This window comes from Curtobacterium sp. Arg-1, from assembly GCF_025643395.1.
Taxonomy (GTDB): Bacteria; Actinomycetota; Actinomycetes; order Actinomycetales; family Microbacteriaceae; genus Curtobacterium; species Curtobacterium poinsettiae.
This window is the reverse complement of the sequence record NZ_CP095731.1, coordinates 137,815-161,400: the sequence shown is the minus strand read 5'-3', so window position 1 is coordinate 161,400 and position 23,586 is coordinate 137,815. Positions and strand designations below refer to the sequence as shown.

General features: G+C 70.8%; 24 protein-coding genes and 3 tRNA genes. 6 read left to right on the top strand and 21 right to left on the bottom strand.

Annotated features, from left to right (window positions below; all coding sequences use genetic code 11):
* Positions 1-191: 191 nt before the first annotated feature.
* Positions 192-668, bottom strand: a complete 477-nt coding sequence (locus MXD64_RS00785) for a Clp protease N-terminal domain-containing protein (protein WP_194589853.1) — start codon at positions 666-668, stop codon at positions 192-194.
* A 70-nt stretch (positions 669-738) separates the two neighbouring features.
* Between MXD64_RS00785 and MXD64_RS00780 the strand changes: the two genes are divergently transcribed.
* Positions 739-1,671 carry an NAD(+)/NADH kinase gene (locus MXD64_RS00780; protein WP_017887672.1) on the top strand — a complete coding sequence of 311 codons (933 nt, stop codon included), beginning with the start codon at positions 739-741 and terminating at the stop codon, positions 1,669-1,671.
* A 150-nt stretch (positions 1,672-1,821) separates the two neighbouring features.
* Here MXD64_RS00780 and MXD64_RS00775 read toward each other — a convergent pair whose 3' ends face one another.
* The 15 genes from MXD64_RS00775 to tilS all read right to left on the bottom strand — a co-directional run bounded on the left by MXD64_RS00775 (position 1,822) and on the right by tilS (position 14,853).
* Positions 1,822-2,880 (bottom strand): sigma-70 family RNA polymerase sigma factor, encoded by a 1,059-nt coding sequence (locus MXD64_RS00775; protein ID WP_017887673.1) that lies wholly within the window; start codon positions 2,878-2,880, stop codon positions 1,822-1,824.
* 352 nt (positions 2,881-3,232) lie between these two features.
* Complete coding sequence (locus MXD64_RS00770) at positions 3,233-3,367, bottom strand: hypothetical protein (RefSeq protein WP_258320880.1); 135 nt, start codon at positions 3,365-3,367, stop codon at positions 3,233-3,235.
* A gap of 63 nt (positions 3,368-3,430) precedes the next feature.
* Positions 3,431-3,619: a hypothetical protein gene (locus tag MXD64_RS00765; protein WP_214562669.1), complete on the bottom strand. Its 189-nt coding sequence runs from the start codon at positions 3,617-3,619 to the stop codon at positions 3,431-3,433.
* Positions 3,620-3,677: 58 nt separating this feature from the next.
* Positions 3,678-3,881 carry a hypothetical protein gene (locus tag MXD64_RS00760; RefSeq protein ID WP_042536929.1) on the bottom strand — a complete coding sequence of 68 codons (204 nt, stop codon included), beginning with the start codon at positions 3,879-3,881 and terminating at the stop codon, positions 3,678-3,680.
* 29 nt (positions 3,882-3,910) lie between these two features.
* On the bottom strand, positions 3,911-5,437 hold the full coding sequence (gene lysS, locus MXD64_RS00755; RefSeq protein ID WP_071249845.1) for a lysine--tRNA ligase: 1,527 nt from the start codon (positions 5,435-5,437) through the stop codon (positions 3,911-3,913).
* Between the two features lie 265 nt (positions 5,438-5,702).
* Positions 5,703-6,395, bottom strand: a complete 693-nt coding sequence (locus MXD64_RS00750; RefSeq protein WP_031260037.1) for a Rossmann-like and DUF2520 domain-containing protein — start codon at positions 6,393-6,395, stop codon at positions 5,703-5,705.
* Complete coding sequence (locus MXD64_RS00745; RefSeq protein WP_214585185.1) at positions 6,392-8,167, bottom strand: PH domain-containing protein; 1,776 nt, start codon at positions 8,165-8,167, stop codon at positions 6,392-6,394. Before MXD64_RS00745 ends, MXD64_RS00750 begins: the two co-directional genes overlap by 4 nt.
* 9 nt (positions 8,168-8,176) lie before the next feature.
* Positions 8,177-8,698, bottom strand: coding sequence for a PH domain-containing protein (locus tag MXD64_RS00740; protein WP_056072434.1), 522 nt, complete (start codon positions 8,696-8,698; stop codon positions 8,177-8,179).
* A gap of 23 nt (positions 8,699-8,721) precedes the next feature.
* Complete coding sequence (locus MXD64_RS00735) at positions 8,722-9,213, bottom strand: DUF3180 domain-containing protein (protein ID WP_017887681.1); 492 nt, start codon at positions 9,211-9,213, stop codon at positions 8,722-8,724.
* Positions 9,210-9,764, bottom strand: coding sequence for a 2-amino-4-hydroxy-6-hydroxymethyldihydropteridine diphosphokinase (gene folK / locus MXD64_RS00730; RefSeq protein ID WP_159557095.1), 555 nt, complete (start codon positions 9,762-9,764; stop codon positions 9,210-9,212). The genes MXD64_RS00735 and folK overlap by 4 nt, the downstream gene beginning before the upstream one ends.
* On the bottom strand, positions 9,761-10,150 hold the full coding sequence (folB, locus tag MXD64_RS00725; RefSeq protein WP_042537938.1) for a dihydroneopterin aldolase: 390 nt from the start codon (positions 10,148-10,150) through the stop codon (positions 9,761-9,763). The genes folK and folB overlap by 4 nt, the downstream gene beginning before the upstream one ends.
* The gene (gene folP, locus MXD64_RS00720) at positions 10,147-11,115 is read right to left on the bottom strand and encodes a dihydropteroate synthase (protein WP_197068627.1); all 969 of its coding nucleotides are present in this window, start codon (positions 11,113-11,115) and stop codon (positions 10,147-10,149) included. The genes folB and folP overlap by 4 nt, the downstream gene beginning before the upstream one ends.
* A 6-nt stretch (positions 11,116-11,121) precedes the next feature.
* Positions 11,122-13,110 (bottom strand): ATP-dependent zinc metalloprotease FtsH, encoded by a 1,989-nt coding sequence (ftsH, locus tag MXD64_RS00715; protein WP_214585183.1) that lies wholly within the window; start codon positions 13,108-13,110, stop codon positions 11,122-11,124.
* Between the two features lie 162 nt (positions 13,111-13,272).
* The gene (gene hpt, locus MXD64_RS00710; RefSeq protein WP_017887686.1) at positions 13,273-13,824 is read right to left on the bottom strand and encodes a hypoxanthine phosphoribosyltransferase; all 552 of its coding nucleotides are present in this window, start codon (positions 13,822-13,824) and stop codon (positions 13,273-13,275) included.
* A 9-nt stretch (positions 13,825-13,833) separates the two neighbouring features.
* Complete coding sequence (tilS, locus tag MXD64_RS00705) at positions 13,834-14,853, bottom strand: tRNA lysidine(34) synthetase TilS (protein ID WP_056072440.1); 1,020 nt, start codon at positions 14,851-14,853, stop codon at positions 13,834-13,836.
* Between the two features lie 64 nt (positions 14,854-14,917).
* Between tilS and MXD64_RS00700 the strand changes: the two genes are divergently transcribed.
* Entirely contained in the window at positions 14,918-15,409 is a 492-nt protein-coding gene (locus MXD64_RS00700; RefSeq protein WP_017887688.1) for an inorganic diphosphatase, read from the top strand.
* A 113-nt stretch (positions 15,410-15,522) separates the two neighbouring features.
* Here the strand turns inward: MXD64_RS00700 and MXD64_RS00695 are convergent, their stop codons facing one another.
* Entirely contained in the window at positions 15,523-16,989 is a 1,467-nt protein-coding gene (locus MXD64_RS00695) for a C40 family peptidase (RefSeq protein ID WP_031260046.1), read from the bottom strand.
* Positions 16,990-17,023: 34 nt separating this feature from the next.
* The gene (locus MXD64_RS00690) at positions 17,024-18,301 is read right to left on the bottom strand and encodes a M23 family metallopeptidase (RefSeq protein WP_263136943.1); all 1,278 of its coding nucleotides are present in this window, start codon (positions 18,299-18,301) and stop codon (positions 17,024-17,026) included.
* Between the two features lie 258 nt (positions 18,302-18,559).
* Between MXD64_RS00690 and MXD64_RS00685 the strand changes: the two genes are divergently transcribed.
* From MXD64_RS00685 to MXD64_RS00675, 3 genes are all read left to right on the top strand, one after another.
* Positions 18,560-18,632: transfer RNA gene (locus MXD64_RS00685), tRNA-Glu, on the top strand.
* 53 nt (positions 18,633-18,685) lie between these two features.
* Positions 18,686-18,762 (top strand) — tRNA-Asp (locus tag MXD64_RS00680).
* 1 nt (position 18,763) lies between these two features.
* Positions 18,764-18,836: transfer RNA gene (locus tag MXD64_RS00675), tRNA-Phe, on the top strand.
* 140 nt (positions 18,837-18,976) lie between these two features.
* Here the strand turns inward: MXD64_RS00675 and MXD64_RS00670 are convergent.
* Complete coding sequence (locus MXD64_RS00670) at positions 18,977-19,987, bottom strand: aldo/keto reductase family protein (RefSeq protein ID WP_214562662.1); 1,011 nt, start codon at positions 19,985-19,987, stop codon at positions 18,977-18,979.
* Positions 19,988-20,114: 127 nt separating this feature from the next.
* Between MXD64_RS00670 and MXD64_RS00665 the strand changes: the two genes are divergently transcribed.
* Positions 20,115-21,107 carry an NAD-dependent epimerase/dehydratase family protein gene (locus MXD64_RS00665; protein ID WP_056072451.1) on the top strand — a complete coding sequence of 331 codons (993 nt, stop codon included), beginning with the start codon at positions 20,115-20,117 and terminating at the stop codon, positions 21,105-21,107.
* Positions 21,108-21,214: 107 nt separating this feature from the next.
* Here the strand turns inward: MXD64_RS00665 and rocD are convergent, their stop codons facing one another.
* Both rocD and ddaH read right to left on the bottom strand, forming a co-directional pair.
* A complete protein-coding gene (gene rocD, locus MXD64_RS00660; protein WP_042537965.1) occupies positions 21,215-22,444 on the bottom strand; it encodes an ornithine--oxo-acid transaminase in 1,230 nt (409 codons plus the stop codon).
* The gene (gene ddaH / locus MXD64_RS00655; protein WP_017887693.1) at positions 22,444-23,352 is read right to left on the bottom strand and encodes a dimethylargininase; all 909 of its coding nucleotides are present in this window, start codon (positions 23,350-23,352) and stop codon (positions 22,444-22,446) included. The genes rocD and ddaH overlap by 1 nt, the downstream gene beginning before the upstream one ends.
* Between the last annotated feature and the right edge of the window lie 234 nt (positions 23,353-23,586).

The following is a 23,586-nucleotide window of genomic DNA, read 5'->3' as shown; positions in this document are numbered from 1 at the left end:
CCCCCGCGGGCTGCCCCTGTTCGCCGTGGGCGTGACCGACGTGCGTCTTGTGCGCAGTGAGCGAACGACGAGACGGACCGGGCCCCGCCGCCGGCACCGAACCGACGCGCCAGCGGCGGGTCCGCCGTGCAGACGGGAGGCCCGTGGCGATCCCGCCACGGGCCTCCCGTCTGCGCTGTGGCCGCGCTGGGTCAGGCGCACCGCACCGCGCGACGCAGGTCACGTCGGAAGCGACGCGGGTCGACGCCGAGGGCGTCGAGGACGTCGTGCGCCGATCCGGCGAGCGGGTCGTCGACGGCGTCGAGCACGGCGAGCACGACGTGCGGCGGCCGGATGCGTTCCGATCGACCGGCGATCGTCGCGGCTCGGGCGAGCACGCGCATCGCGGCGGGCGTGCAGGCGACCCGGTCGTGCTCGCCGGGGCAGGTGGTGTGCGCCCCGACGAACGCGCGGATGCTCGCCCGGACGGCGTCGGGCGAGACCCGGTGGGCGTCGAGGACCGGCCGGAAGCGGGGCATGCCGGCACACAGGGTGACGGCCGCGAGGAGCAGGTGCTCGGCGTCGACGAACCCGAAGCCGGACTCGTGGGATTCGAGGTCGGCGAGCAGCACGATCTCGCGGCCGTGCCGGACGGAAGGGAGGGCGACGGAGAGCTGAGCGGTCTGCATGTATTCAGAATATCGCATACCTGTTCGATCGACCAGCCCGTATCGGAGGTCCGCTCGGTACGATCCGCTCATGGAGCAGCCCGTCGTCGGCCTCGTCGTCCACCCGACCAAGAACGTGCAGGAGTCCGTCACGACCCTGCAGCGCTGGAACGCGTCCGGCCAGGGCGAACTGCTCGCCCGCCGCGCGGACGCCCAGCGCATCGGTGGCGGGGTCGAGGTGGTCGACGACGACGACTTCACCGACCGCGTCGACCTGGTCGTGGCGCTCGGCGGCGACGGCACCATGCTCGGCGCGATGCGGCTCGTGGCGAGCCGCCCCGTGCCCGTCCTCGGCGTGAACTACGGCAACGTCGGGTTCCTGGTCGAGATCGAACCGCCCGAACTCGAGAGCGCGCTCGACCGGTTGTCCGCCGGCGAGTACCAGCTCGAGCCGCACCACGCGCTCGAGGCCCGGCTGTCCTGGGGCGGCGCCCGCACCGACTACCTGGCGTTCAACGACCTGACCATCGTGCGGCGGCCCGGCTCCGGGCAGGTCTCGGCCGACCTGAGCGTCGGCGGCCTCGGGTACGGGTACTACCGCGCCGACGCCATCGTGGCCGCCACTCCGGCGGGCTCCACCGCGTACAACTACGCCGCCGGCGGCCCGGTGCTCTCCCCCGCACTCTCCGGCTCCGTGGTGACCCCGGTCGCGCCGATGGCGGGGATCGACCGCTCCGTGGTGCTCTCCGCGCGCGAGCGCTACCGCTTCGACATCGCCGAGGGCACCAGGAGCGCAGCGCTCGAGGTCGACGGGCTCGTGGTCGGCGAGGTCGCGACCGGGGCGCAGATCGACATGCGACTCCGCAAGGACGCCGGCAGCGTGGTGCGCCTCGATGCCGAGCGGCACGGGCGCACCGGCCGCGTGAAACTCAGCCTGCTCGACCTGCCGGTGCGGCCCGACCAGCTGGTCGAGCTCATCCCGAGCGACCTGCGGCAGAAGCTCCGGCGCGAGATCGACGACTGACACCGCGGGCGGGTGCCCCGGGCACGTGAATGGCCCGCTCGAGCAGTGCCCGAGCGGGCCGTCCCATCACCCCACCGGATCGTCTTCCCACAGAACGACCCGGTTTCCCCGCGCCGACACGGGTGAGCGTGCCGGCCGAAGTCCACTGACCTAGTCGGTCAGGTACAGCTGCATGTCCTGCGAGACCGCCTTGGCGAACAGGCGCAGCTTGGCGCGCGACTCCACCCGGCTGACGGCCTGGCGGGTCGTGTGCACGATCTTCGAGATCTCGTCGAGCGTCATCGGCTTGTCGTCGTCCAGGCCGTAGCGCATGCGGATGACGTTGGCCTCGTCGCTCGGCAGCTCGGAGACGATGGAGCGGATGTCGCGGTGCAGCAGCGTCGTCTCGGTGAGCTCGTTCGGGCTGGCGGCGTCCTCGTCCTCGATGAAGTCACCGAGTTCGCTGTCGTCCGAGTCGCCGACGACCGTGTGGATCGAGACCGGCTCGTGCGAGCGGCCCTTGAGGTCGACGAGCTCCTCGACGCTCATGCTCAGCTCGGCCGCGACCTCTTCCGGCATCGGCGCGCGGCCGAGGTCGACGGTCAGGTCACGCTCGGTGCGCGAGATCTTGTTGATGAGCTCGACGGTGTGCACCGGGATGCGGATCGTGCGCGCCTTGTCGGCGAGACCACGCGAGATCGCCTGGCGGATCCACCAGGTGGCGTAGGTCGAGAACTTGTAGCCCTGCGTGAAGTCGAACTTCTCGACCGCACGGACCAGGCCGAGGTTGCCTTCCTGGATGACGTCCATGAAGGGCAGGCCGCGCTGCGAGTACCGCTTGGCGATGCTCACGACGAGGCGGAGGTTCGAGGTGATCATGCGCTCCTTGGCGCGCTCACCGTCGCGGACGAGCCAGCGGAGTTCACGCTGCAGGGTCTTCGCCAGACCCTTCTCGGTGGCGAGCTTCTCTTCGGCGAAGAGCCCGACCTCGATGCGGCGGGCGATCTGCGCTTCTTCCTCGGCGGTGAGGAGCGAGAGACGGCCGATGTGACGGAGGTAGTCGCCGACCTGGTCGACCGAGGCACCGCGGACACCGGCGAGCTGCTCGTCGGCCTCGACCTCGGTGTCGAGGGAGGTGGTGGCGGACTCGGCGGTCGCGGTCTTCGATGCCGATGCCTTCTTGGTGGCGGTGCGGCGGGTGGTGCTGGGTGCAGCCGTTGCGATCGTCATGGTGTTTCTCCCTGCGTTCGACGGTGATGGCTTCGTGGGGTGGTACCGGGGGGTGCTGATGAGTAAAGCGGCCCGGAGGTGTACCCCACAAATCGTTCGGAGCGATTCTCAGGGATCTCCGTGCTTCACCCTCGGCAGCATCCCCAGCGGGGTACAGCACACCGCCAGTCTGGTCCCCCATCAGGCCCCGGATCAAGCCGGAACTGCCGTGTTTCCGGCGTTGCAGACGTGTTTCACCAGCGTTTCCAACCGTGTACCCCGAGCGACTGCGTACTCCGGACATGCAAAGGGGTACGTGCGACCCGATCAGTGCGATCTGGTCGTCGTACCCCGAACAAGGGATGGGTGGGGGTCACCAGGAGGGTTCGAGCCACCCGTCCCGGCGCTTGGACACCTCGAGGTCGGCGTCTCGGTCGAACTCGTCGTACTCGCTCTCGATGTCCCCGACGAGGCTGCGGCCCGTGAAGGGATGTGCGGTGGTTGCCATGCGGACGATGCTCACCCCGGCACGCGTCGGCGAGGTGAACGGTGTGTGACGGTCCGTCGGCGCTCAGACGTCGAGGTCGTCGACGTCGCCCTCGTCGTCGAGGGCTCCGCCGTCGGCGACGCCGGTGGCTCCGCCACGGCCGTCCGCGCCGTTGGGCGAGCCGGACGTGCCCGACACCCGGTGCCCGAAGGCGTCCTCCACGTCGAGGTCGAGGTCGTCGAGGTCGTCGACGGGATCGGGGGAGGTCGGCATGCGCGACACGATCACACCGCGCGGTGAACACGGGGTGAAGTGGATCGTGCGCGGGCGGCTACTCGCCGGGGGTCGGAGCCGGCGCGGGACGACCGTGCTCGCGCTCGAATCGGGCGCGCTCTTCGGCCTCGACCTTGGCGTACGCAGCGCGCTCGGTCCGGTCGGCACGCATGATCGCGCGCATCACGAACCAGAAGATCAGGCCGACGACGATGGTCGGCGTCAGGGCGAAGACGATCCCGCTTACGACTCCTTCAGGCACCCGAGCATCGTACCCCGGTGGACTCGGAGTTATTTGACGAGCGGGAACAGGATCGTCTCGCGGATGCCGAGGCCCGTGATGGCCATCAGCAGGCGGTCGATCCCCATGCCCATGCCGCCCGACGGGGGCATCGCGTGCTCGAGCGCCCGCAGGAAGTCCTCGTCCACACGCATCGCCTCGAGGTCGCCGCCGGCCGCGAGCTTCGCCTGCTCGACGAAGCGCTCCCGCTGCACGACCGGGTCGACGAGCTCGGAGTACGCCGTGCCGAGCTCGAAGCCACGGACGTACAGGTCCCACTTCTCGACGACGCCCGGACGGGTGCGGTGCTGCCGGGTGAGCGGCGAGGTGTCGACCGGGAAGTTCATCACGAAGGTCGGACGGTCGAGCGAGTCGATGACGAAGTGCTCCCAGAGCTCCTCGACGTACTTGCCGTGCGTGGCGTGGGCGACCTCGACGCCCTCGGCCTCGGCGAGCGCCTGCAGCTCGGACAGCGGGGTCTCCGGGCTGATCTCGCGCCCGGCGGCCTCGGACAGCGAGCCGTACATGTCGATGCGGGGCCACTCGCCACCCAGGTCGTAGGTGCTGCCGTCGGGCAGGGTGACCTCGAGCGCACCACCGGTGACGGCGCGGGTCGCGTTCTGCACGAGCTCCTGGGTCAGGTCGGCCATCTGCTCGTAGTTGCCGTACGCCTGGTACGCCTCGACCATCGCGAACTCGGGCGAGTGCGACGAGTCGGCGCCCTCGTTCCGGAAGTTGCGGTTGATCTCGAACACCCGGTCGATGCCGCCGACGACGGCCCGCTTCAGGAACAGCTCGGGGGCGATGCGCAGGAACAGCTCGGTGTCGAAGGCGTTCGAGTGCGTCACGAACGGTCGGGCCGAGGCGCCGCCGTGCTGGGTCTGCAGCATCGGGGTCTCGACCTCGAGGTACTCGTGGGCGGTGAAGGTCTGGCGGAGCGACGCCATCACGGCAGCTCGGGCACGCACGGTGGCGCGGGCTTCGTCGCGGACGATGAGGTCGAGGTAGCGCTGGCGGACCCGCGTCTCCTCGTTGAGCTCGTTGTGCAGGTTCGGCAGCGGCAGGATCGCCTTCGCCGCGATCGCCCAGTCGTCGACCATGATCGACAGCTCGCCGCGGCGCGAGGAGATCACGCGGCCGTGCACGAACACGTGGTCACCGAGGTCGACGAACTCCTTCCAGCGGGCGAGGGAGTCGTCCCCCACCTCGGCCAGGGAGACCATCGCCTGGATGCGTGCGCCGTCGCCGGACTGCAGCGACGCGAAGCAGAGCTTGCCGGTGTTGCGCGAGAACACGACACGGCCCGCGATGCCGACGACGTCCTGGGTCTCCTCGCCGGTCTCCAGGTGCGCGTACTGCTCGCGCACGGCCGGGATCGTCGTGGTGAGGGGGAGCTCGGCGGGGTACGCCTCGATGCCCGACTCCAGCAGCTTCGCCCGCTTGTCGAGCCGGACCTGTCGCTGCTCGCTGGTCTCCTGCTCGGCCAGTGCGGCGGCGTCGGTGATCGCGGTGTCGGGGGTGACGGTCTCGTCGGTCATGCGGGTGCGGCTCCGATGGTCGTGGGGGTCGGGGGAAATGCTACCCGCGCCACGCTCCCGCCCCGGAACCGTGCCCGCCGGACCAGGAGCCGAGGCCGCGGTCACAACACCCCGCATGCATCACGCCCGCCGGTCACGATCTGTCGGCCGGAGCGCTCGCAGCCGACAGGTCGTGACCACTCGGGGGAACTGAGCGGGGAGTCATGACCGACCGCCGACCGACCGCGACCCCGCCCCGCCCCGCCCCGCCCCGGCCCCGGTAGCGCTAGAGCGTCGACTGCCCGTCGGCCGCGGTCAGCGCGTTGTCGACGGCGGAGCGGACGAGCGCCCCGAGGACGCGACCCGGGTGTTCGACACCGATGCCGGACAGGGTGCCTGCGGACTGGTCGACGATCGCCGTCGAGAAGCTCACGGCCGCCCGCACCGCATCGGCGTACGCGGGCCGGTCGCCCTCCGCCACGACGAACGGCTCGGCGCCCATCTCGACCACCAGGGCCTGCGCGATCGGCAGCACGGGTGCCGGAGCGGTCACCGCGCAGTACGCGTCACGGAGCCGTGACAGGTCGACGCTGGTGCCCGTGAACGCCATCGCGGGGTGGATCGCGAGCGGGATCGCGCCGGCCGCCATCGCCGGGGCGAGGATGCCGACGCCGTGGTCCGGGCTGGTGTGCACGACGAGCTGCCCGGGCTGCCAGATGCCGGCGTCGGCCAACCCCTGCACGAGCGAGGCGAGCTGGTCGTCCGGCACCGCGAGCAGGACGAGTTCGCTGCGCTCGACCAGGTCGGGCGTCGCGAGCACCGGGGCGCCGGGCAGCATCGCCTCGGCACGGTCGCGGCCCTCTTCCGACACGGCGGTCACGCCGACGACGGCGTGCTCCGCGTTCGCCAGGGCTGCTCCGAGGACGGGTCCGACCCGTCCGGCGCCGACGATGCCGACCCCGAGACGCCCGGCCCTCATCGTGCGGCTCCGGTGGGCGGGACGTCGCCCCACCCCGGGCCGGGAGGCGCGGCGTCCTGCCGGTGGGCCGCGGCGGGCCCGGCAGGGGCTCCGGACCCGGGCCACGGTGCGTCCGCAGCGTGTGTGGCGGACGCGGGGCGGGCCTCCCGTTCGCGCCAGCGGTGGGTCGTGTCGACGGCGGCGGCATCGACGGCGCGCTGGGTGGTCTCGGACCAGAAGCGCTGCGCGTCACGCGCGTCGAGCGCGCCGATGCGTGCCGAGACCGGACCGGCGACGGTGTGGACGTGGACGGTCGCGACCCGCAGGGCACGCTCGAGCGGTCCCTGCTCGACCTTGACGCTCTGCACGCGGGGCAGCGGCACGATGACGAGCGACCGCCAGACGGCGCCGAGCCGCAGCAGCACCGCGCCCTGCACGAACCGGTAGCCGTTGCGCCGGAACGCGAACGGGCGGAGCCACGCGCCTCGCCGTGGGGAGTGCACGAAGCCGCCGCGGTCACCCGAGGTGGTGAGGCTGTCGTCGACGACGTCCACGGCTTCGGCCGCGCCCTCGCGCAGGGCTTCCGGCGAGGCCTCGGGGCCGGCGACGACGGTGCCGACGAGCCCCGGCAGGATGATGTCGAGGACCTCGCGGACGTCCGCCGTCGTGCCCACGGGCAGCACGATCGAGGACACCTGCTGGTTGCTGGACGCCCCGTTGCCGGCGCTCGTCGCACGGTTGATGCGGATGTCCCACCAGCCGAACGGGCGCCACAGCAGCGGCTGCGCGACGCTCACGGCGTGGATGCGCCCGGGCGGCAGCGTCTCGTTCGACGTCGAGACCAGCCCGAAGCCGATCCGGATGCCGTCACGCGTCTCGGCGATCGTGTACTGCAACGAGCGGGAGAACTTGCGGACGTAGTACCCGCCGGCACCGAGGACGGCGGGGAACAGCCCGAACAGCACCGCGAACTCGCCGGTGAGGGCGACGCTGACGATCATGCCGGCGATGACGAGCAGCAGGAACAGCGTCGTGCCGGACAGCAGCATCGACACGATCAGCCGCCCCGGGCGCACCTTGACGATGCGGGTGGCGTGCACGGCCGCCGGGTCGAGCTCGGGCGAGAACATCTCGTCGACGCGGTCCTGCAGTGCGCCGTGCGACTGCCGCGACGGACCACCGTGGCCGTCGTCGTCCTTGGCGCCGGACGCCAGCACCAGGATCCGCTGCCGCAGGTCGTCGGCGGCGCGGACCCCGAGGTAGGCGAGCTGCACGTTGGCGTCGTTGCCGGCCTGCGCGATCTCGAGCTTGGCGGTACCGAACACCCGGGGCACGAGCGGCCGCTGGATGTTGATGCCCTGGATCCGGTCGAGCCGGGCCTTGCGGTGGTTCCGGAACAGCACGCCGGAGCGCACCTCGACGATCTCGCCGGTGACGCGGAACTCGTGCATGCGCCAGGACAGGTAGAACAGCCCGATCAGCACCAGGAGCAGCACCACGATGCCGAGCAGGACCCAGCCGACGACGCCGTGCTCGTACACGTACCGGACCGGGTCACCGTCCTCCTGCTGGTCGCCGGGGATGAAGAACTCGACGAGCTGGTCCCGCAGGCTGTTCAGCACGTAGCCGAGGACGACGATGAGGAAGATCCCGCCCTTGAGCAGCGGGGTGAGCGGGTGCAGGCGGTGCCACTCGCCGTCGGTCAGGGGTGCCGCGGCGGCCGCGTTGCCCCCGGTGGGCGGCGCGGGCGGAGCGGGCGGAGCGGGCGGCGGGGTGCCGGGTCGGAAGGTCACGAACGGCCCCTACAGTCCGGCGCGACGGGACTCGGCGAGCTCGACGAGGCGGTCGCGCAGCTCGTCGGCGTCCGCTGCCGGCACACCGGGGATCCGCACGTTGGTCGCGGCGGCGGCGGTGACGAACTTCAGCTCGCTCATGCCGAGCGCCCGGTCGAGCGGGCCCCGGGCGACGTCGACGAGCTGCATCCGGCCGTAGGGCACGGCCGTGAAGCGCTGCCACATCAGCCCGCGGCGCACGACCAGGTCGTCGTCGCGGAGCGCGTAGCCGATGGCCCGGACCCGTCGGGGCGTGAGCGCGGCGGTGATCGCCGTGGTGACCGCGACCGCGATGCCGACGGAGAGCCAGACGGTGCCGGCCCCGGAACCGAAGCCGTCGTTGACGACCCCGATGAGCACGAAGCCCGCGGTGAGCACGACACCGATCACGAGCGTGGCGATGAGTTCGGTCCACACGAGCTTCGTGGACACCCGGTGCCAGGAGATCCCACCGAGGCCGAGGCCCGGCTCGTCGAGTCGTTCACGCGGCATCGCGGCCTCCTGGGGTTGCTCGGTCAGTTCACCGTCGTCGAGCCGTTGCGGGGATCGTCACGGTCGTCGTCGTCACCCGGGGGTGCGACGCACATCCGTTCCGCGACCAGTGCGCAGACCGTCAGGACGATCCCGCCCCCGACGGCGATCACGTTCGGCAGGGTCGAGCCTAGCGAAGGCGTCGCGGAACGGGTCAGCAGGTACAGCACCAGGCCCAGGGCGAACCCACCGAGCAGCGTGCCGCAGATGCTGGACGCCTTCGCGAGCACGACGACGCGGGTCGCGTAGAGCGGGTCGACGGGCCGCTGCCGCCCGGCGCCCTCGCGTGCGTGGCGGCGCACCGGTCTGGCCATCAGCACGACGGCGACGCCGATGAACGCGAGCGTGATGCCGAGCGGGAGCGAGAACAGGAACGTCGGCAGCTGGCGCGACGCCAGGACGGCGTCGAGGGCGAACCCGGCGGCCACCGTCACGACGGCGATGCTGAGCAGCGTGGAGGCGCGGGTGGGCTTCATGCGCTGGTCGCGCTCCCCGCCGGTCTGGAGGCCCGTGCCGGCTCCGCGAACAGGCGCGGCTCGTCGACGCGCTCGGTGTCGTCCCCCACGGCGGCGAGCAGGTCGGCCACCGGTCCGGCGCCGGGCAGGACGGCATCGGGGTCGGCGTCGAGCCACGGGGCGAGCACGAAGGCGCGCTCCGCTGCCCGGGGGTGCGGCACGACCAGTGTGTCCGTGGCGATCCGCAGGTCGTCCACGGCGACGACGTCGAGGTCGAGGGTGCGGTCGCCCCACCGGACCTCGCGCGTGCGGCCGTGGGCGTCCTCGATGCCGTGCAGGGCGTCGAGGAAGGGCTGCGGCTCGAGGTCGGTCTCGACGACCACGACGGCGTTCCGGTAGCGGGGCTTCGAGGTGTCGAGCCCGTCCAGGGTCACGGCGACCGACTCGACCTCGCGGCTCGAGGCCACCGGCACCACCCCGGGCAGGGCGGCGATCGCGGTGGCCGCCGCGCGGAGGGTGCTCCCCCGGTCACCGAGGTTCGCACCGAGGGCGACGACGACCCGGTGGGTCATTCTTCTTCCTCGTCCGGCACCGTGGTGCCGCGGCTGCGGTGGATGGTGATCGAGACGTCGGTGAACGGCACGGTGATCGGCGCCTGCGGCTTGTGCACCGTGACCTCGGTCGCCAGCGCGGCACGGTGGGTGAGCACGGCCGCGGCGATGCGCTCGGCCAGCGTCTCGATCAGGTCGACGGGGTCGCGTTCGATCTCGGCGACGACCTGCTCGGCGAGCACGCCGTAGTGCACGGTGGCGTCGAGGTCGTCGCTGCCCGAGGCCGCACGGGCGTCGAGCTCCACGGCGACGTCGACGACGAAGTCCTGGCCGTCCTCGCGCTCGTGGTCGAAGACGCCGTGGTGTCCGCGGGCGCGGACCCCGGTGAGTCGGATGGTGTCGTTCACGATCGAGCTGCCCTCCAGGCGTCCCAGACGTCGAGCACGGCACGGGTCGGTGCCGGGTCGTGCACGCGCACACCCCACGCGCCGCGTTCGGCGGCGAGCAGGCTGATGGCGGCGGTGGCGAGGTCGCGCTCCCTGGGAGGAGCGCCCTCGGGGCTCCCGACACCGTCGAGGAACCGCTTGCGTGAGGCGGCGACGAGCACCGGCAGGCCGATGGAGGCGAAGCGCTCGTAGCCGGCCAGGATCTCCCAGTTCTGCACGCCGTGCTTGGCGAAGCCGAGGCCCGGGTCGATGACGACCTGCTCCTGCCGGACGCCGAGCACGATGAGCTCGGCGACGCGGAGCTCGACCTCGCGACGGACTTCTTCGACGGCGTGGGTGTACTCGGCGTTGCGGTACATCCGGTCGCTGTGTCCCCGCCAGTGCATGACGACGAAGCCGACGCCCGTGGACGCCACGACGCGGGCCATGTCCGGGTCGGCGAGGCCACCGGAGACGTCGTTGACGATGGCGGCACCGAGGTCGACGGCACGCTCGGCCGTCGCGGCGTTCATCGTGTCGACACTGACCGGGATGCCCTCGGCGACGAGCTGCTGCACGACCGGCAGCACGCGTTCCTGCTCGACGGGCACGGGCACGCGCTCGGACCCGGGCCGGGTGGACTCGCCACCGACGTCGATGACGTCGGCACCGGCGGCGACGAGGTCACGTGCGTGCTGCACGGCGGCGTCGTAGGCCTGGTGCAGACCGCCGTCGCTGAACGAGTCGGGGGTGACGTTGAGGATGCCGAGCACCCGGGTGCGCTCCTCGGCCGGACCACCGCGGTCACGGCGACGGCCGGTCACGACCTCGGGCACCGGCTGGGGTGCACGGACGTCGATCGCGACCGTCGCCGGTTCGGCGGCGGCGGCGCGGGCACGACTCACCTCGGCGAGTCGACGCTCTCGTCGCGTCGGCAGCTCGGACATGCGGGCCTACGCGGGGGCGATACCCGGGTTGCCGAACGGGCGACGACGGGTCTTCGAGGTCGACTCGGAGTCCGTCGGGTCCGCTGCGGTCGCGGCGGCCTTGCCGGGCACGTCGATCGCGGGCAGGTTGCTGACCGGGCGCTTGTCGCTCGAGAGCCACTGCGGGCGCTCGGGCAGCTTGCGGACGTCCTTGAAGATCTCCACGAGCTCCGGGGCGTCGAGCGTCTCCTTCTCGAGGAGCTCACCGGCCAGGCGGTCGAGGATGTCGCGGTTGTCGTTGAGGACCTGGTAGGCCTCGTCGTGCGCGGCCTCGAGCAGGGCGCGGGTCTCGGCGTCGACCGTCTGGGCGATGTTCTCCGAGTAGTCCCGACCGGTGCCACCGCTCATGTCACGGCCGACGAACGGCTCGCTGGACCCGGAACCGAGCTTCACGGACCCGACGGCCTGGCTCATGCCGTACTCCGTCACCATCTTGCGGGCGGTGCCGGTGGCCTTCTCGATGTCGTTCGAGGCGCCCGTGGTCGGGTCGTGGAACACGATCTCCTCGGCGACGCGACCACCCATGGCGTAGGTGAGCTGGTCGAGGAGCTCGTTGCGGGTGACCGAGTACTTGTCCTCGAGCGGGAGCACCATCGTGTAGCCGAGGGCACGGCCGCGGGGCAGGATCGTGATCTTCGTGACCGGGTCGGTGTGCCGCATCGCCGCTGCCGCCAGGGCGTGGCCGCCCTCGTGGTACGCGGTGATCAGGCGTTCCTGGTCGGACATGATCCGGGTGCGGCGCTGCGGGCCGGCCATCACGCGGTCGACGGCCTCGTCGAGGGCACGGTTGTCGATGAGCTGCGCGTTCGAGCGGGCGGTCAGCAGGGCCGCCTCGTTCAGGACGTTCGCCAGGTCGGCGCCGGTGAAGCCCGGCGTCTTGCGGGCGAGCAGCTCGAGGTCGACGCTCGCGGCGAGCGGCTTGCCCTTCGCGTGCACCTCGAGGATCTGCTTGCGGCCGGCGAGGCCCGGGGCGTCGACGCCGATCTGGCGGTCGAAGCGGCCGGGGCGCAGGAGCGCGGGGTCGAGCACGTCGGGACGGTTCGTCGCGGCGATGAGGATGACGTTCGTCTTGCCGTCGAAGCCGTCCATCTCGACCAGGAGCTGGTTCAGCGTCTGCTCGCGCTCGTCGTTGCCACCGCCGATTCCGGCACCACGGTGACGACCGACGGCGTCGATCTCGTCGATGAAGACGATGGCCGGCGAGTTCGCCTTGGCCTGCTCGAAGAGGTCACGGACGCGGCTCGCACCGACACCGACGAACATCTCGACGAAGTCCGAACCGGAGATCGAGTAGAACGGCACACCGGCTTCACCCGCGACGGCGCGGGCGAGCAGGGTCTTGCCGGTTCCGGGAGGGCCGTAGAGCAGCACGCCCTTGGGGATCCTCGCCCCGACGGCCTGGAACTTCGCGGGCTCCTTGAGGAACTCCTTGATCTCGTGGAGTTCCTCGATCGCCTCGTCGGCACCCGCGACGTCGGCGAACGACACCTGCGGGTTCTCCTTGTTGTTGATCTTGGCCTTCGACTTGCCGAACTGCATCACCTTCGAGCCGCCGCCCTGGGCGCTCGAGAGCAGGAACCAGAACAGGGCACCGATGATCAGGAACGGCAGCAGGATGCCGAGCAGCGACAGGAACCAGTTGCCCTGCTGCACGGTGTCGTTGTAGCCCTTGGGCAGGTTGGAGTCGTTCACCGCCTGGATGACCTCTTCGCCGCGGGGCGTGGAGTAGTAGAACTGCTCCTGCTTGTCGCCGTCCTTGAGGACGAGGTCGACCCGCTGCTCCGTGGAGTTGACGGTCACGGACGAGACCTTGTCGTCGGCGAGCTGCTCGAGACCCTTCTGGGTGTTGATCTCTTGCGTGCTGCCCTGGCTGATGACGCTCCAGCCGATGAAGATGCCCGCCAGCGCGATCAGCACGTAGAGGTACGGGCCGCGGAAGATGCGCTTGAAGTTCATGTGATCCGGGCGCGAGTGCCCGACACCTTTCTCTGCCGAAGTTGCGTGCAGGTCAGCATACGGCCGCGATTCTGTGGCGAGAATGGGTGTCCTCTGCGGGCGAACTCACCCCCGGGCCAGAGTCGGCCGAGTGCGACCCGAGCGCAGCTGGTCGCTCGTCGGTCAGGAGTAGACGTGCGGGGCGAGGACGCCGACGCCGCGCAGGTTGCGGTAGCGCTCGTCGTAGTCCAGGCCGTACCCGACGACGAACGCGTCGGGGATGTCGAAGCCCACGTACTTCACGTCGACCTCGACCTTGGCTGCCTCGGGCTTGCGCAGCAGGGCGACGATCTCGACGCTCGCGGCACCACGCGACTGCAGGTTCTGCTTGAGCCACGACAGGGTCAGGCCGGAGTCGATGATGTCCTCGACGATCAGGACGTCGCGCCCGTGCAGATCGGTGTCGAGGTCCTTGAGGATCCGCACCACGCCGGACGACTTCGTGCCGGAGCCGTACGACGACACCGCCATCCAGTCCATCCGCGCCTGCATCTTGAGGTGGCGCGAGAAGTCCGCCATCACCATGACGGCACCCTTGAGCACCCCGACGAGCAGCGGGTCGCGGCCCGCGTAGTCGGCGTCGACGACCGCCGCGAGCTCGGCGAGCTTCTCGTCGATCTGCTCGGGGGTGAAGAGCACTTCGGACAGGTCTGCCTGGACGTCGGAGAGTTCCACCACGCCAGCCTAACCGGCGCTGAACTCGATGCGGTCGCCGGTCCGCGTGGCACGGACGCCCGGCAGGTCGATCGGGCCCTGTCCGCTCCAGTCCGTGACGAGCCGGCAGACCTCGAGCGTCTGCACGCGGGACAGCGTCACCCCGAACTCGCTCTCCACCGCCAGGCGCACGAGCCGCTGCCGGAGTGCCGGCGGGTTCGCCCCGAGCGCCCGCACCGACAGCGAGATGCCCGCCTCGGAGTGCTCGGCGATGTCCTCCGCGATCTCCTCGGCGAAGTGGTCGAGTGCCGCGGAGTCCTCGCGCAGCTGGTCGGCCGTCCGGGCCAGGGCCTCGGGGACCCCGGCGCCGAGCTCCCGTTCGAGCACCGGCAGCAGGGTGTTCCGCACCCGCACCCGTGCGTACGCGGGGTCGTCGTTCTGTGGGTCGTGCCAGGGCGCCAGCCCCGCTGCGGCGCACGCCTGCCGGGTCGCGTGCCGCCGGACGGTCAGCAGCGGACGGCCGTAGGCCGGACCGGCGTCACGCCGGGCGAGCGGCTGCATGCCGGACAGGCTGTCCGGTCCGCTGCCGCGCAGCAGGCCGAGCAGCACCGTCTCGGCCTGGTCGTCCAGGGTGTGTCCCAGCAGCACCAGGGGTGACCCGGTGGCGGCCGCGACCTCGGCGATCGACGCGTGTCGGGCCTCCCGGGCGGCGCCTTCCGGGCCACCGTCGGAGCCGACCGCGACCCTGCGGACCGTCACCGGGTCGAGTCCCAGCTCGGATGCCTGCCGGGAGGCGCGGCTCGCGACCGCCTCGGAGCCCGCCTGGAGCGCGTGGTCGACGACCACCGCCCCGGCCCGGAGACCCTGCTTGCCCGCCTCGAACGCGGTGGCCGCGGCGAGGGCGAGGGAGTCCGGTCCGCCGCTCAGTGCGACGAGGACCAGGTCGCCTTCGGCGACCACGCCGCCGTCGACGGCTGCGGCGAGCAGGTCTCGGACGGCCAGACGGGTCTCGGCGACGGCGGGGTCGAGCCGGGGACGCGGAGAGTTCACCCGGTAACGTTAGCCGCGCTTTCGCAACACACGACAGTCCCCGAAGCAGACACAGGAGCGCAACATGGCCGCGTACGACGTCGTCGTCGAGATCCCCAAGGGCAGCCGCAACAAGTACGAGGTGGACCACGAGACCGGTCGTGTCTACCTCGACCGCGTGCTGTTCACCTCGTTCGTCTACCCCACCGACTACGGGTTCTTCGAGAAGACCCTGGCCGACGACGGTGACCCCGTGGACGCCCTGCTGCTGCTCGAGTTCCCGACGTTCCCCGGCGTGGGCGTCAAGGTCCGCCCGGTCGGCGTCTTCAAGATGAGCGACGAGGCCGGCATCGACGAGAAGGTCCTCGTCGTCCCCGCCAAGGACCCGCGCTGGGCGCACATCCAGGACATCGCGGACGTGCCGGAGCAGACGAAGGCCGAGATCGCGCACTTCTTCGAGCACTACAAGGACCTCGAGCCGAACAAGTGGGTCAAGGCCGAGGGCTGGGGCGACGCCGCCGAGGCCGAGCGCATCGTGCAGGCCGGTCAGGCCGCGTACGTGCCCGGTTCGCACTGACGATCCCCTGACGACGAACGGCGCCCGCTCTCCATCCGGAGGGCGGGCGCCGTTCTGTGCTGGTGCCTGCTCCCGCAGCCGCTCTGGGAGGGAACGGGCACACCGGGAGCTGGCTACAGGGAGCCGCTCGGGCGGGCGACGTACGGCATGAGCTGGTTCGGCAGCCAGATCGCTCGCTCGACGACGCCGACGCCGGGCCGTGCAGCCTCGACCATGGTGCCGTAGCTCGTCACGATCGAGTCGTGGTACGCCCCCGACGACGTGCCGTTCGACGAGTAGAACAGGATGTCGCCGGGCTGGCGCTGGGACAGCGGGACGAGGCGACCGATCGACTTGAAGTAGTTGTACTGCCAGACGACGTTGTGCCCGCCGGTCGCGATGCCCTGCGAGCTGTAGGCCATCATCACCAGGCCGGAGCAGTCCCAGGTGTTCGGGCCGGCGCCGTTCAGCACGTACGGCTTGCCGAGCTGTCCGCGGGCGAACGCGATCGCACCGGCGGCCTTCGAGGGGCTGCTGGGCGCGGGCGCCGGGGCGGGGGCTGGAGCAGGAGCGGGAGCCGGTGCCGGTGCAGGAGCCGGGGCGGGGTTGCTCGGCCGCGTCGGGGTGCTGGGCTTGCTCGGGGTGCCGGGGTTCGACGGGGTGCTGGGCTGGGCCGGAGTGGAGGTGCCGCCGGTGGTGCCGGAGTTGCTGCCACCGCCGGTGCTGCCGGTGCCGCCGGAGGAGCTGCCGGAGTTGCTGCCGCCGCCGGTGCTGCCGGTGCCGCCGGAGGAGCTGCCGGTGGTGCCGCCACCGGAGTTGCGCGTCTGCTTCGCGATGGCCGCCGCGGCTGCCTTCGCCTGCTGGGCGCTCCAGTACGCGGTCTCCGTCGCGACGCTCGTGCCCTTCAGGTACGCGAGCTGGCGCAGGACCTCGCCCTGCTGCTCCTGCTGCTTCTGCACCCGTTCCTGGGCGCCGGCAGCGGCGGCGTTGGCCGTCGCGAAGGTGGTCTTCGTCGCCTTCGTCGCCTTGCTCAGGGCCTTCTCGGCGGCGGACTGCTGGGCTGCCAGGGACTCCACGGTCTTCTGGTCGGCGCGGGCCTCGGCCAGGACCGTCGCGGAGCGCTCGGACAGGTGCGACATCGTGCCGACCCGGTAGAGCAGGTCCTTGGAGTCCGACGAGTCCATGAGCATCGTCGTCGACAGGTCGCCGCCACCGGTGCGGGACAGCTCGACCACGAGCCCGGCCACCTGGCCGGCGGAGTCGTCCGCCCGGGCCTTCGCGCGCTTCGACTGCGCGGACAGGTCGGCGAGGTCGTCCTTCGCCTCCTGCTGCTGCGACGCGGCAAGGGCGTACGCCTGCCCGGCCTGCTGCTCGGCGACGCCCGCCTGGTCGGCGGCATCCTGCAGCGTGCTGAGCCGGTCGCTCAGCTCGTCGACCGTCTGCTGGGCGTCGGCCGCGTCGGACTTGGCGGCCTTGACGTCGTCCCAGGAGGGGCCCGAGGGCGCGGCCTGGGCCGGCCCGGCGATGACGACCGACAGGCCGATGCCGAGCACGGCGATGGTCGCGATCCCGCAGGAGAACGAGCGAGCGGAGGTGGTCATGACGTGGGACGACTCGTTCCGGTGGCGCTGATGCTCATACCGAGATCCCCCGCGCTGCCATGAAGGGGACCGGGTCGACGGCAGCGCCGTTGATCCGGGTCTCGAAGTGGAGGTGGCACCCGGTCGACCAACCGGTCGAACCGATCTTGGCGATCTGCTGCCCCGCGGTGACGTGCTGGCCGGCGGTGACCATGATCCCGCCGTCGACGACGTGGCCGTACGCGGTCGAGATGCCGCCGCCGTTGTCGAGGATGACCTCGTTGCCGTACCCGCCACCGTTGCCGGCGAAGGTGACGGTGCCGTCGTGTGCCGCGTAGATCGGGGCGTAGCAGGCCGGGGCCAGGTCGACACCCGCGTGCAGGGCGCTGATGTGCGTGTACGGGTCGACGCGGTAGCCGTACGGGCTCGTCTGGAACCCTCCGGCGGGGCGGACCCACCCGGCGGGGTTGGCGCTGCCGCCGCCGGTGCCGCCCTGGCTGGTCGCCGCGGCCTTGGCTGCTGCCTTCGCGGCGGCTGCGGCGAGGCGGGCCTGGCGGGCCTTCTCGGCGGCGACGCCCTTGCGGTAGTCGGCCTCGACGCCGCGCTGCTTCGAGGTGAGCGCGGTCAGCTGCGCCTCGAGCCGGGATTCGTTGTCGTTCTGGGCGTCGACCGCGGTCTGTGCGGCGTCGGCTGCGCCCTGGGCCTGCTGCATCTTCGACTGCGTGGCGTCGGCGAGGTCCCCGAGGGCCTGCTTGGCACGATCGGCCTTGTCAGCGAGCCCCTGGGCCACGCCACGGTCCTGCGAGGCCTGTGCGTAGATGCCCTCGGACTGCTCGCTGAGCTTCGACATGGCGCCGAGCTCGTACAGCAGGTCGCCCGAGTCGGACGGGTGCGTGAGGATGTCCGTCGTCACGTCGTCGCCGCTGGTGCGACCCAGCTGGGCGGCGAGCTGGCCGGCCTGCGCCTCGGACTGCGCGGCGGTCTGCTTCGCATCGTCGGCCTGCGACTGGAACTTCTTCTGCTTGAGCGTCGCCTCGTCGTACTTGTTCTGCGCTGCCTGGTACGCCTCACCGGCGGCCTGCGCGGCCTTCTGCTTGGCGGCGGCCTCGCTCTTCAGCGACGAGATGAGCGACTTGATCTCGCTGACCTTCGCCTGCTGGGCGCTGGTCGACGACTTCGCCTGCTGCACCTCGTCCCAGCTGGGGTAGCTCGCAGCGCTGGCGGACGACGTCGGGGCGATGGCCGCGAGCGTGCCGGCCGTGAGCGCGACGGCGACCGCGGCGGCGATCAGGCGGCTGCGGGTGCTGAGGGAGAGCGGAGTGGAGGTCGACATGTATCTCGATTTCGTAACAGCGCGGCAAGGCTCACGCACGTAACACTGTTAACAGTTGCAACAGTAACAACACCGGTCGCAGGCGCGACAGCCCCTCGGACGAGGGGCGCGACCGCCGTCGATGCTCGCACCGACCGCTTCGGAGACCCGTGCACGGACGGCGCGACACGCCGGGGATACACGGTTGGCGAGGTCGGATTTGTGAAACCCCGAGGGCATCCGTATGCTTGTCCATCGGTAGCGCGATGCACTGCTTGCGGCCCTATCGTTTAGTGGCCTAGGACACCGCCCTTTCACGGCGGCAGCACGGGTTCGAATCCCGTTGGGGTCACTCCTTGAGTGAGCGAGCAAGTAGTACTGAGCAACACCACAGCAATTCAATATGGCCCTGTAGCGCAGCTGGTTAGCGTGCCGCCCTGTCACGGCGGAGGTCGCGGGTTCAAGTCCCGTCAGGGTCGCCACGGCTGGATAGCTCAGTTGGTAGAGCGTTCGACTGAAAATCGAAAGGTCCACGGATCGATGCCGTGTCCAGCCACCGGTGAAGGCCCCCTGCTTCGGCAGGGGGCCTTTTCCGTTGTCCGGCCAGTGTGACCTGCTCGCAAAACACCGGTGTTCGCGCATCGCGCCGCGGCCTGCGCGTGCTCAACGGGCGAACACCGGTGTTTCGCGGAGGGCCTACGCCTCGCGGGTCTTCGGGCTGCTGTCGTTCGTCTTCGCCGGGTCGCGTTCGACCACGGCGCCCAGGGCATCGTCGATCCGCGACATGAGCTCCGCCGGGATCGTGACGCCGGCAGCGCCCGCGTTGTCGTGGACCTGCTCCGGGCGCGATGCCCCGATGATCGCCGAGGCGACGTTGTCGTTCTGCAGGACCCAAGCGACGGCGAGCTGCGCCATCGACAAGTCGAGCTCCTTCGCGATCGGCTCGAGCTCCTGCACCGAGGACAGCACCTCGTCGCGCATGAAGCGCTTGATCATGTCCGCGCCGCCCTTGTCATCGGTTGCACGGGAACCCTCGGGCAGCGGCTGACCCGGCTTGTACTTGCCGGTGAGCACACCCTGGGCGATCGGGGACCAGACGATCTGCGAGATGCCGAGCTCCTTCGAGGTGGGGACGACCTCGTCCTCGATGACCCGCCACAGTGCCGAGTACTGCGGCTGGTTCGAGATGAGCTGGAAGCCGAGGTCCTTCGCGAGCGCAGCACCGGCCCGCAGCTGGTCCGCGGTCCACTCGCTGACGCCGACGTACAGGACCTTGCCCTGGCGCACGATGTCGGCGAAGGCCTGCATCGTCTCTTCGAGCGGGGTCTCGTGGTCGTAGCGGTGCGCCTGGTACAGGTCGACGTAGTCCGTCTGCAACCGCTGCAGCGAACCGTCGATCGACTCGAGGATGTGCTTGCGGGACAGTCCGGTGTCGTTGTGGCCCTTCGGACCGGTCGGCCCGAACACCTTCGTGGCGATCTCGAGGGACTGGCGCCGCTCCCCCTTGAGCGCTTCACCGAGGACCGTCTCCGCGCCGGTGTTGGCGTAGACGTCGGCGGTGTCGAACGTCGAGATGCCGACCTCGAGGGCCGCCTTGACGCAGGCGATCGCAGCGTCGTTCTCGACCTGGGATGCGTGGGTGAGCCAGTTGCCGTAGGTGATCTCGGAGACCTTGAGGCCCGAGTTGCCGAGGTAGCGGTACTCCATGTGCGTGTCACTCCTGTCGTGGGGCGCTTCGGTGCGACCCGAACCGTGACGGTAGTCGGCTCGGACGGTGCAGGATCACATGGGACGACGGCGCGACGCTGCGCCGCATCGAAGCGAGGGAGCATCCATGACCGGAGCGAGCGTGTTGTTCATCGGCGGGAGCGGCGTCATCAGCGCCGCCTGCGTCCGGGAAGCCGTCGAGCAGGGGTTCGACGTGACCGTGCTCAACCGGGGGACCACCGGGGGCAGGCCGATCCCGGAGGGTGTGACGCGCCTCCAGGCCGATGTGTCGGACCGCAGCGCCCTGGCGGACGCACTCGGCGACCAGCGGTTCGACGTGGTCGTGAACTGGATCGCCTTCACGCCGGACCAGGTGCAGGCCGACGTGGACTTCTTCGCCGGGCGGACGCGGCAGTACGTCTTCATCAGCTCGGCCTCGGCGTACCAGACGCCGGCGACGCACCTGCCGATCACGGAGTCGACGCCGCTGAAGAACCCCTACTGGCAGTACTCGCGCGACAAGATCGCGTGCGAGGAACTGCTCATGCAGGCGTACCGGGAGCAGGACTTCCCGGTGACGATCGTGCGGCCGTCGCACACCTACGACGAGACGAAGCTGCCGCTGACGGGCGGCTGGACCGCTGTCGCTCGGATGCGTGCCGGCAAGCCGGTCGTCATCACCGGCGACGGCACGTCGCTGTGGACGCTGACCCACAGCCGCGACTTCGCGGTCGGGTTCACGGGGCTGCTCGACCGGGCCGAGGCGATCGGTGAGCCCTTCACGATCACGAGCGACGAGGCCCCGACGTGGAACGCCATCGCGCACGAGATCGCGGCTGCGGCCGGGGTCGAGGACCTGCGGATCGTGCACGTGCCGGCGGACGCGATCAACGCGGTGGACCCCGAGTGGGGCGCGGCGCTGCTCGGCGACAAGGCGAACTCGTCGGTGTTCGACAACAGCAAGATCCGGTCGCTCGTGCCGTGGTACCGGCCGCGCACGACCTACCGGCAGGGTGTGCGCGAGGTCCTCGCCTGGTACGAGGCACACCCCGAGGAGCAGGTGATCGACGAGCGGCTCGATGCCCTGATGGACGAGCTGGCGGCGCGCTGGGCCGTGTGAGCCGCGCTCGGTGACGCGCGCCGGCGCACGCAAGACACCGGTGTTCGCGCTCCGCACCGCGGCATGCGGGGGTTCAACGCGCGAACACCGATGTTTTGCGGATCAGGTCAGGCGCGCGCGGCGAGCACCTCGGCCAGGGTTCCGATCGCGAAGCGCACCTCGTCGTCGGTGACGACCAGGGGCGGTGCGAAGCGGATCGTCGACCCGTGGGTGTCCTTCACCAGGAGCCCGCGGTCGGCGAGGTCCTTCGAGATCGCCTTGCCCGTGCCGAGCGCGGGGTCGATGTCGATCCCGGCCCAGAGTCCGGCGACCCGGTGCGAGACGACACCCTTGCCGAGCAGGTCGTCGAGCAGGCCGCGCAACAGCGGTTCGCCGTCGAGGGCCCGCTGCTGGAACGTGCCCTCGCCGAGCATCGCCACGACCTCGGCGCCGACGGCCGCCGCGAGTGGGTTGCCGCCGAAGGTCGATCCGTGCTCCCCGGGACGCAGGACGCCCAGGACATCGCGCGAACCCACCACCGCGGACACCGGCACGATGCCGCCGCCCAGGGCCTTGCCGAGTGTGATCAGGTCGGGACGCACCCCGACGCGCTGCACCGCGAGCGTGTGCCCCGTGCGACCGAGGCCGGACTGGATCTCGTCGGCGATGAACAGCGCACCGAACTCGTCGCAGACCGCGCGGACGTCAGGAAGGTACGACTCCGGCGGGATGACCACGCCGCCCTCACCCTGGATCGGCTCGAGCAGCACGGCGACGACGGTCTCGTCCATCGCCTCGCGCAGCGCCGCAGCGTCGCCGTACGGCACCGTGCGGAAGCCGGGCGTGAACGGCCCGAAGTCGTCGTGGGCCGACGGGTCGTCGGAGAACGAGATGATCGTCGTGGTGCGCCCGTGGAAGTTGCCGGACGCGACGATGACCGTCGCCCGCTCGGCCGGCACGCCCTTGACGCGGTAGCCCCAGGCGCGGGACACCTTGATCGCGGACTCGACGGCCTCGGCACCGGTGTTCATCGGCAGGACCATCTCGGTCTCCGTCAACGCCGCCAGTGCTGCCGCGAACGGCCCGAGCTGGTCGTTCACGAACGCGCGGCTGGTCAGCGTCACGCGGTCGAGCTGCGCCCGCGCGGCGTCGAGCAGTCGCGGGTTGCCGTGGCCGAAGTTCACCGCCGAGTACGCGGCCAGGCCGTCCAGGTACCGCTTGCCGTCGACGTCGGTGACGGTCGCTCCCTGACCCGACGCGATGACGACGGGCAGTGGACTGTAGTTGTGCGCGAGGGCGCGGTCCTCGACGGCGAGCGCCGCCGCGGTGTTGACCCCGAGCGACGCTGCCGCAGACATCAGCTGACCCCGAGCGAACGCGCGACCGAGGTGCCGGTGCCGACCGGGTGCAGATCGAGGGTGCAGCACTTCACGCCACCACCGCCGAGCAGCAGCTCGGACAGGTCGACGCCGATCGGGTTGTAGCCCTTCTCGCGCAGCTGCTCGGCGAACCGAACGGCCCGGGCGGCGATCACGACGTTGTACCCGTCGGAGTACGAGTTCAGGCCGAGGATCGCGGCGTCTTCTTCGGTGGCGATGATCGCGTCCGGGAAGCGCTCGCGCAGGATCGCCAGCGACGGCTCGTCGAAGGCGCTCTCCAGGTAGGCGATGTTGCTCGTCCCGTCGACGGCGGGCTCGGGGTCGAGCACGGCGATGGCGGTGTCGAGGTGGTAGAAGCTCGGGTTGATGAGCTTCAGCGTGACGACCTCGCGGCCGTAGATCGTCGCGAGCTCGTCGTGCGAGGTGCTGTCCGACCGGAAGCCGGTGCCGGCGAAGATGGTGTCCCCGATGAGCAGGAAGTCGCCCTCGCCCTCGTTGGTCTGCTCCGGCTCGGCGACGGTCAGACCGGCCTGGCGGAACCAGTCCATGTACGCGGGGCCCTCGGGCTGGCGCTCGGGGTACTGGAACTTCGCGCCGTACGCGATGCCGTCGAGGACGAACCCGCCGTTGGCCGCGTAGACCATGTCCGGCAGGCCGTCGATCGGGTCGATGTACGAGATGTCGAAGCCGAGCTGCTCGTAGACGGCGACGAGCGATTCCCACTGCTCGACGGCCTTCGACGTGTCGGTCGGCTCCTCCGGGTGCATCCACGGGTTGATCCGGTAGCTCACGGTGTAGAAGTCCGGCTTGCACATCAGGATCGTGCGCTTCGTGGCGACACGGGCCGGGGTGGCGACGGACTCGGGGGCGGGTGCGGTGTTCGACATCAGTCCTCCTGGAAGGGACCGGGGCCCGAGCCTGCCAGGAACCGAAACGGAACGAGGAGAAGAGCTCCGGTGAGATGCAGGCTCACTCACCGCAGCGGACCAGGTCGACGCCGGGTCGATCCTTCCACAGACTCACCGCAGCGGAACAGTGACACTCAAGCATCGACGCCACTCCGATCCTGACACACACCGTCCAGCAAGTGCAGTACGGGGGCCCCGACGGCGTGACACCCG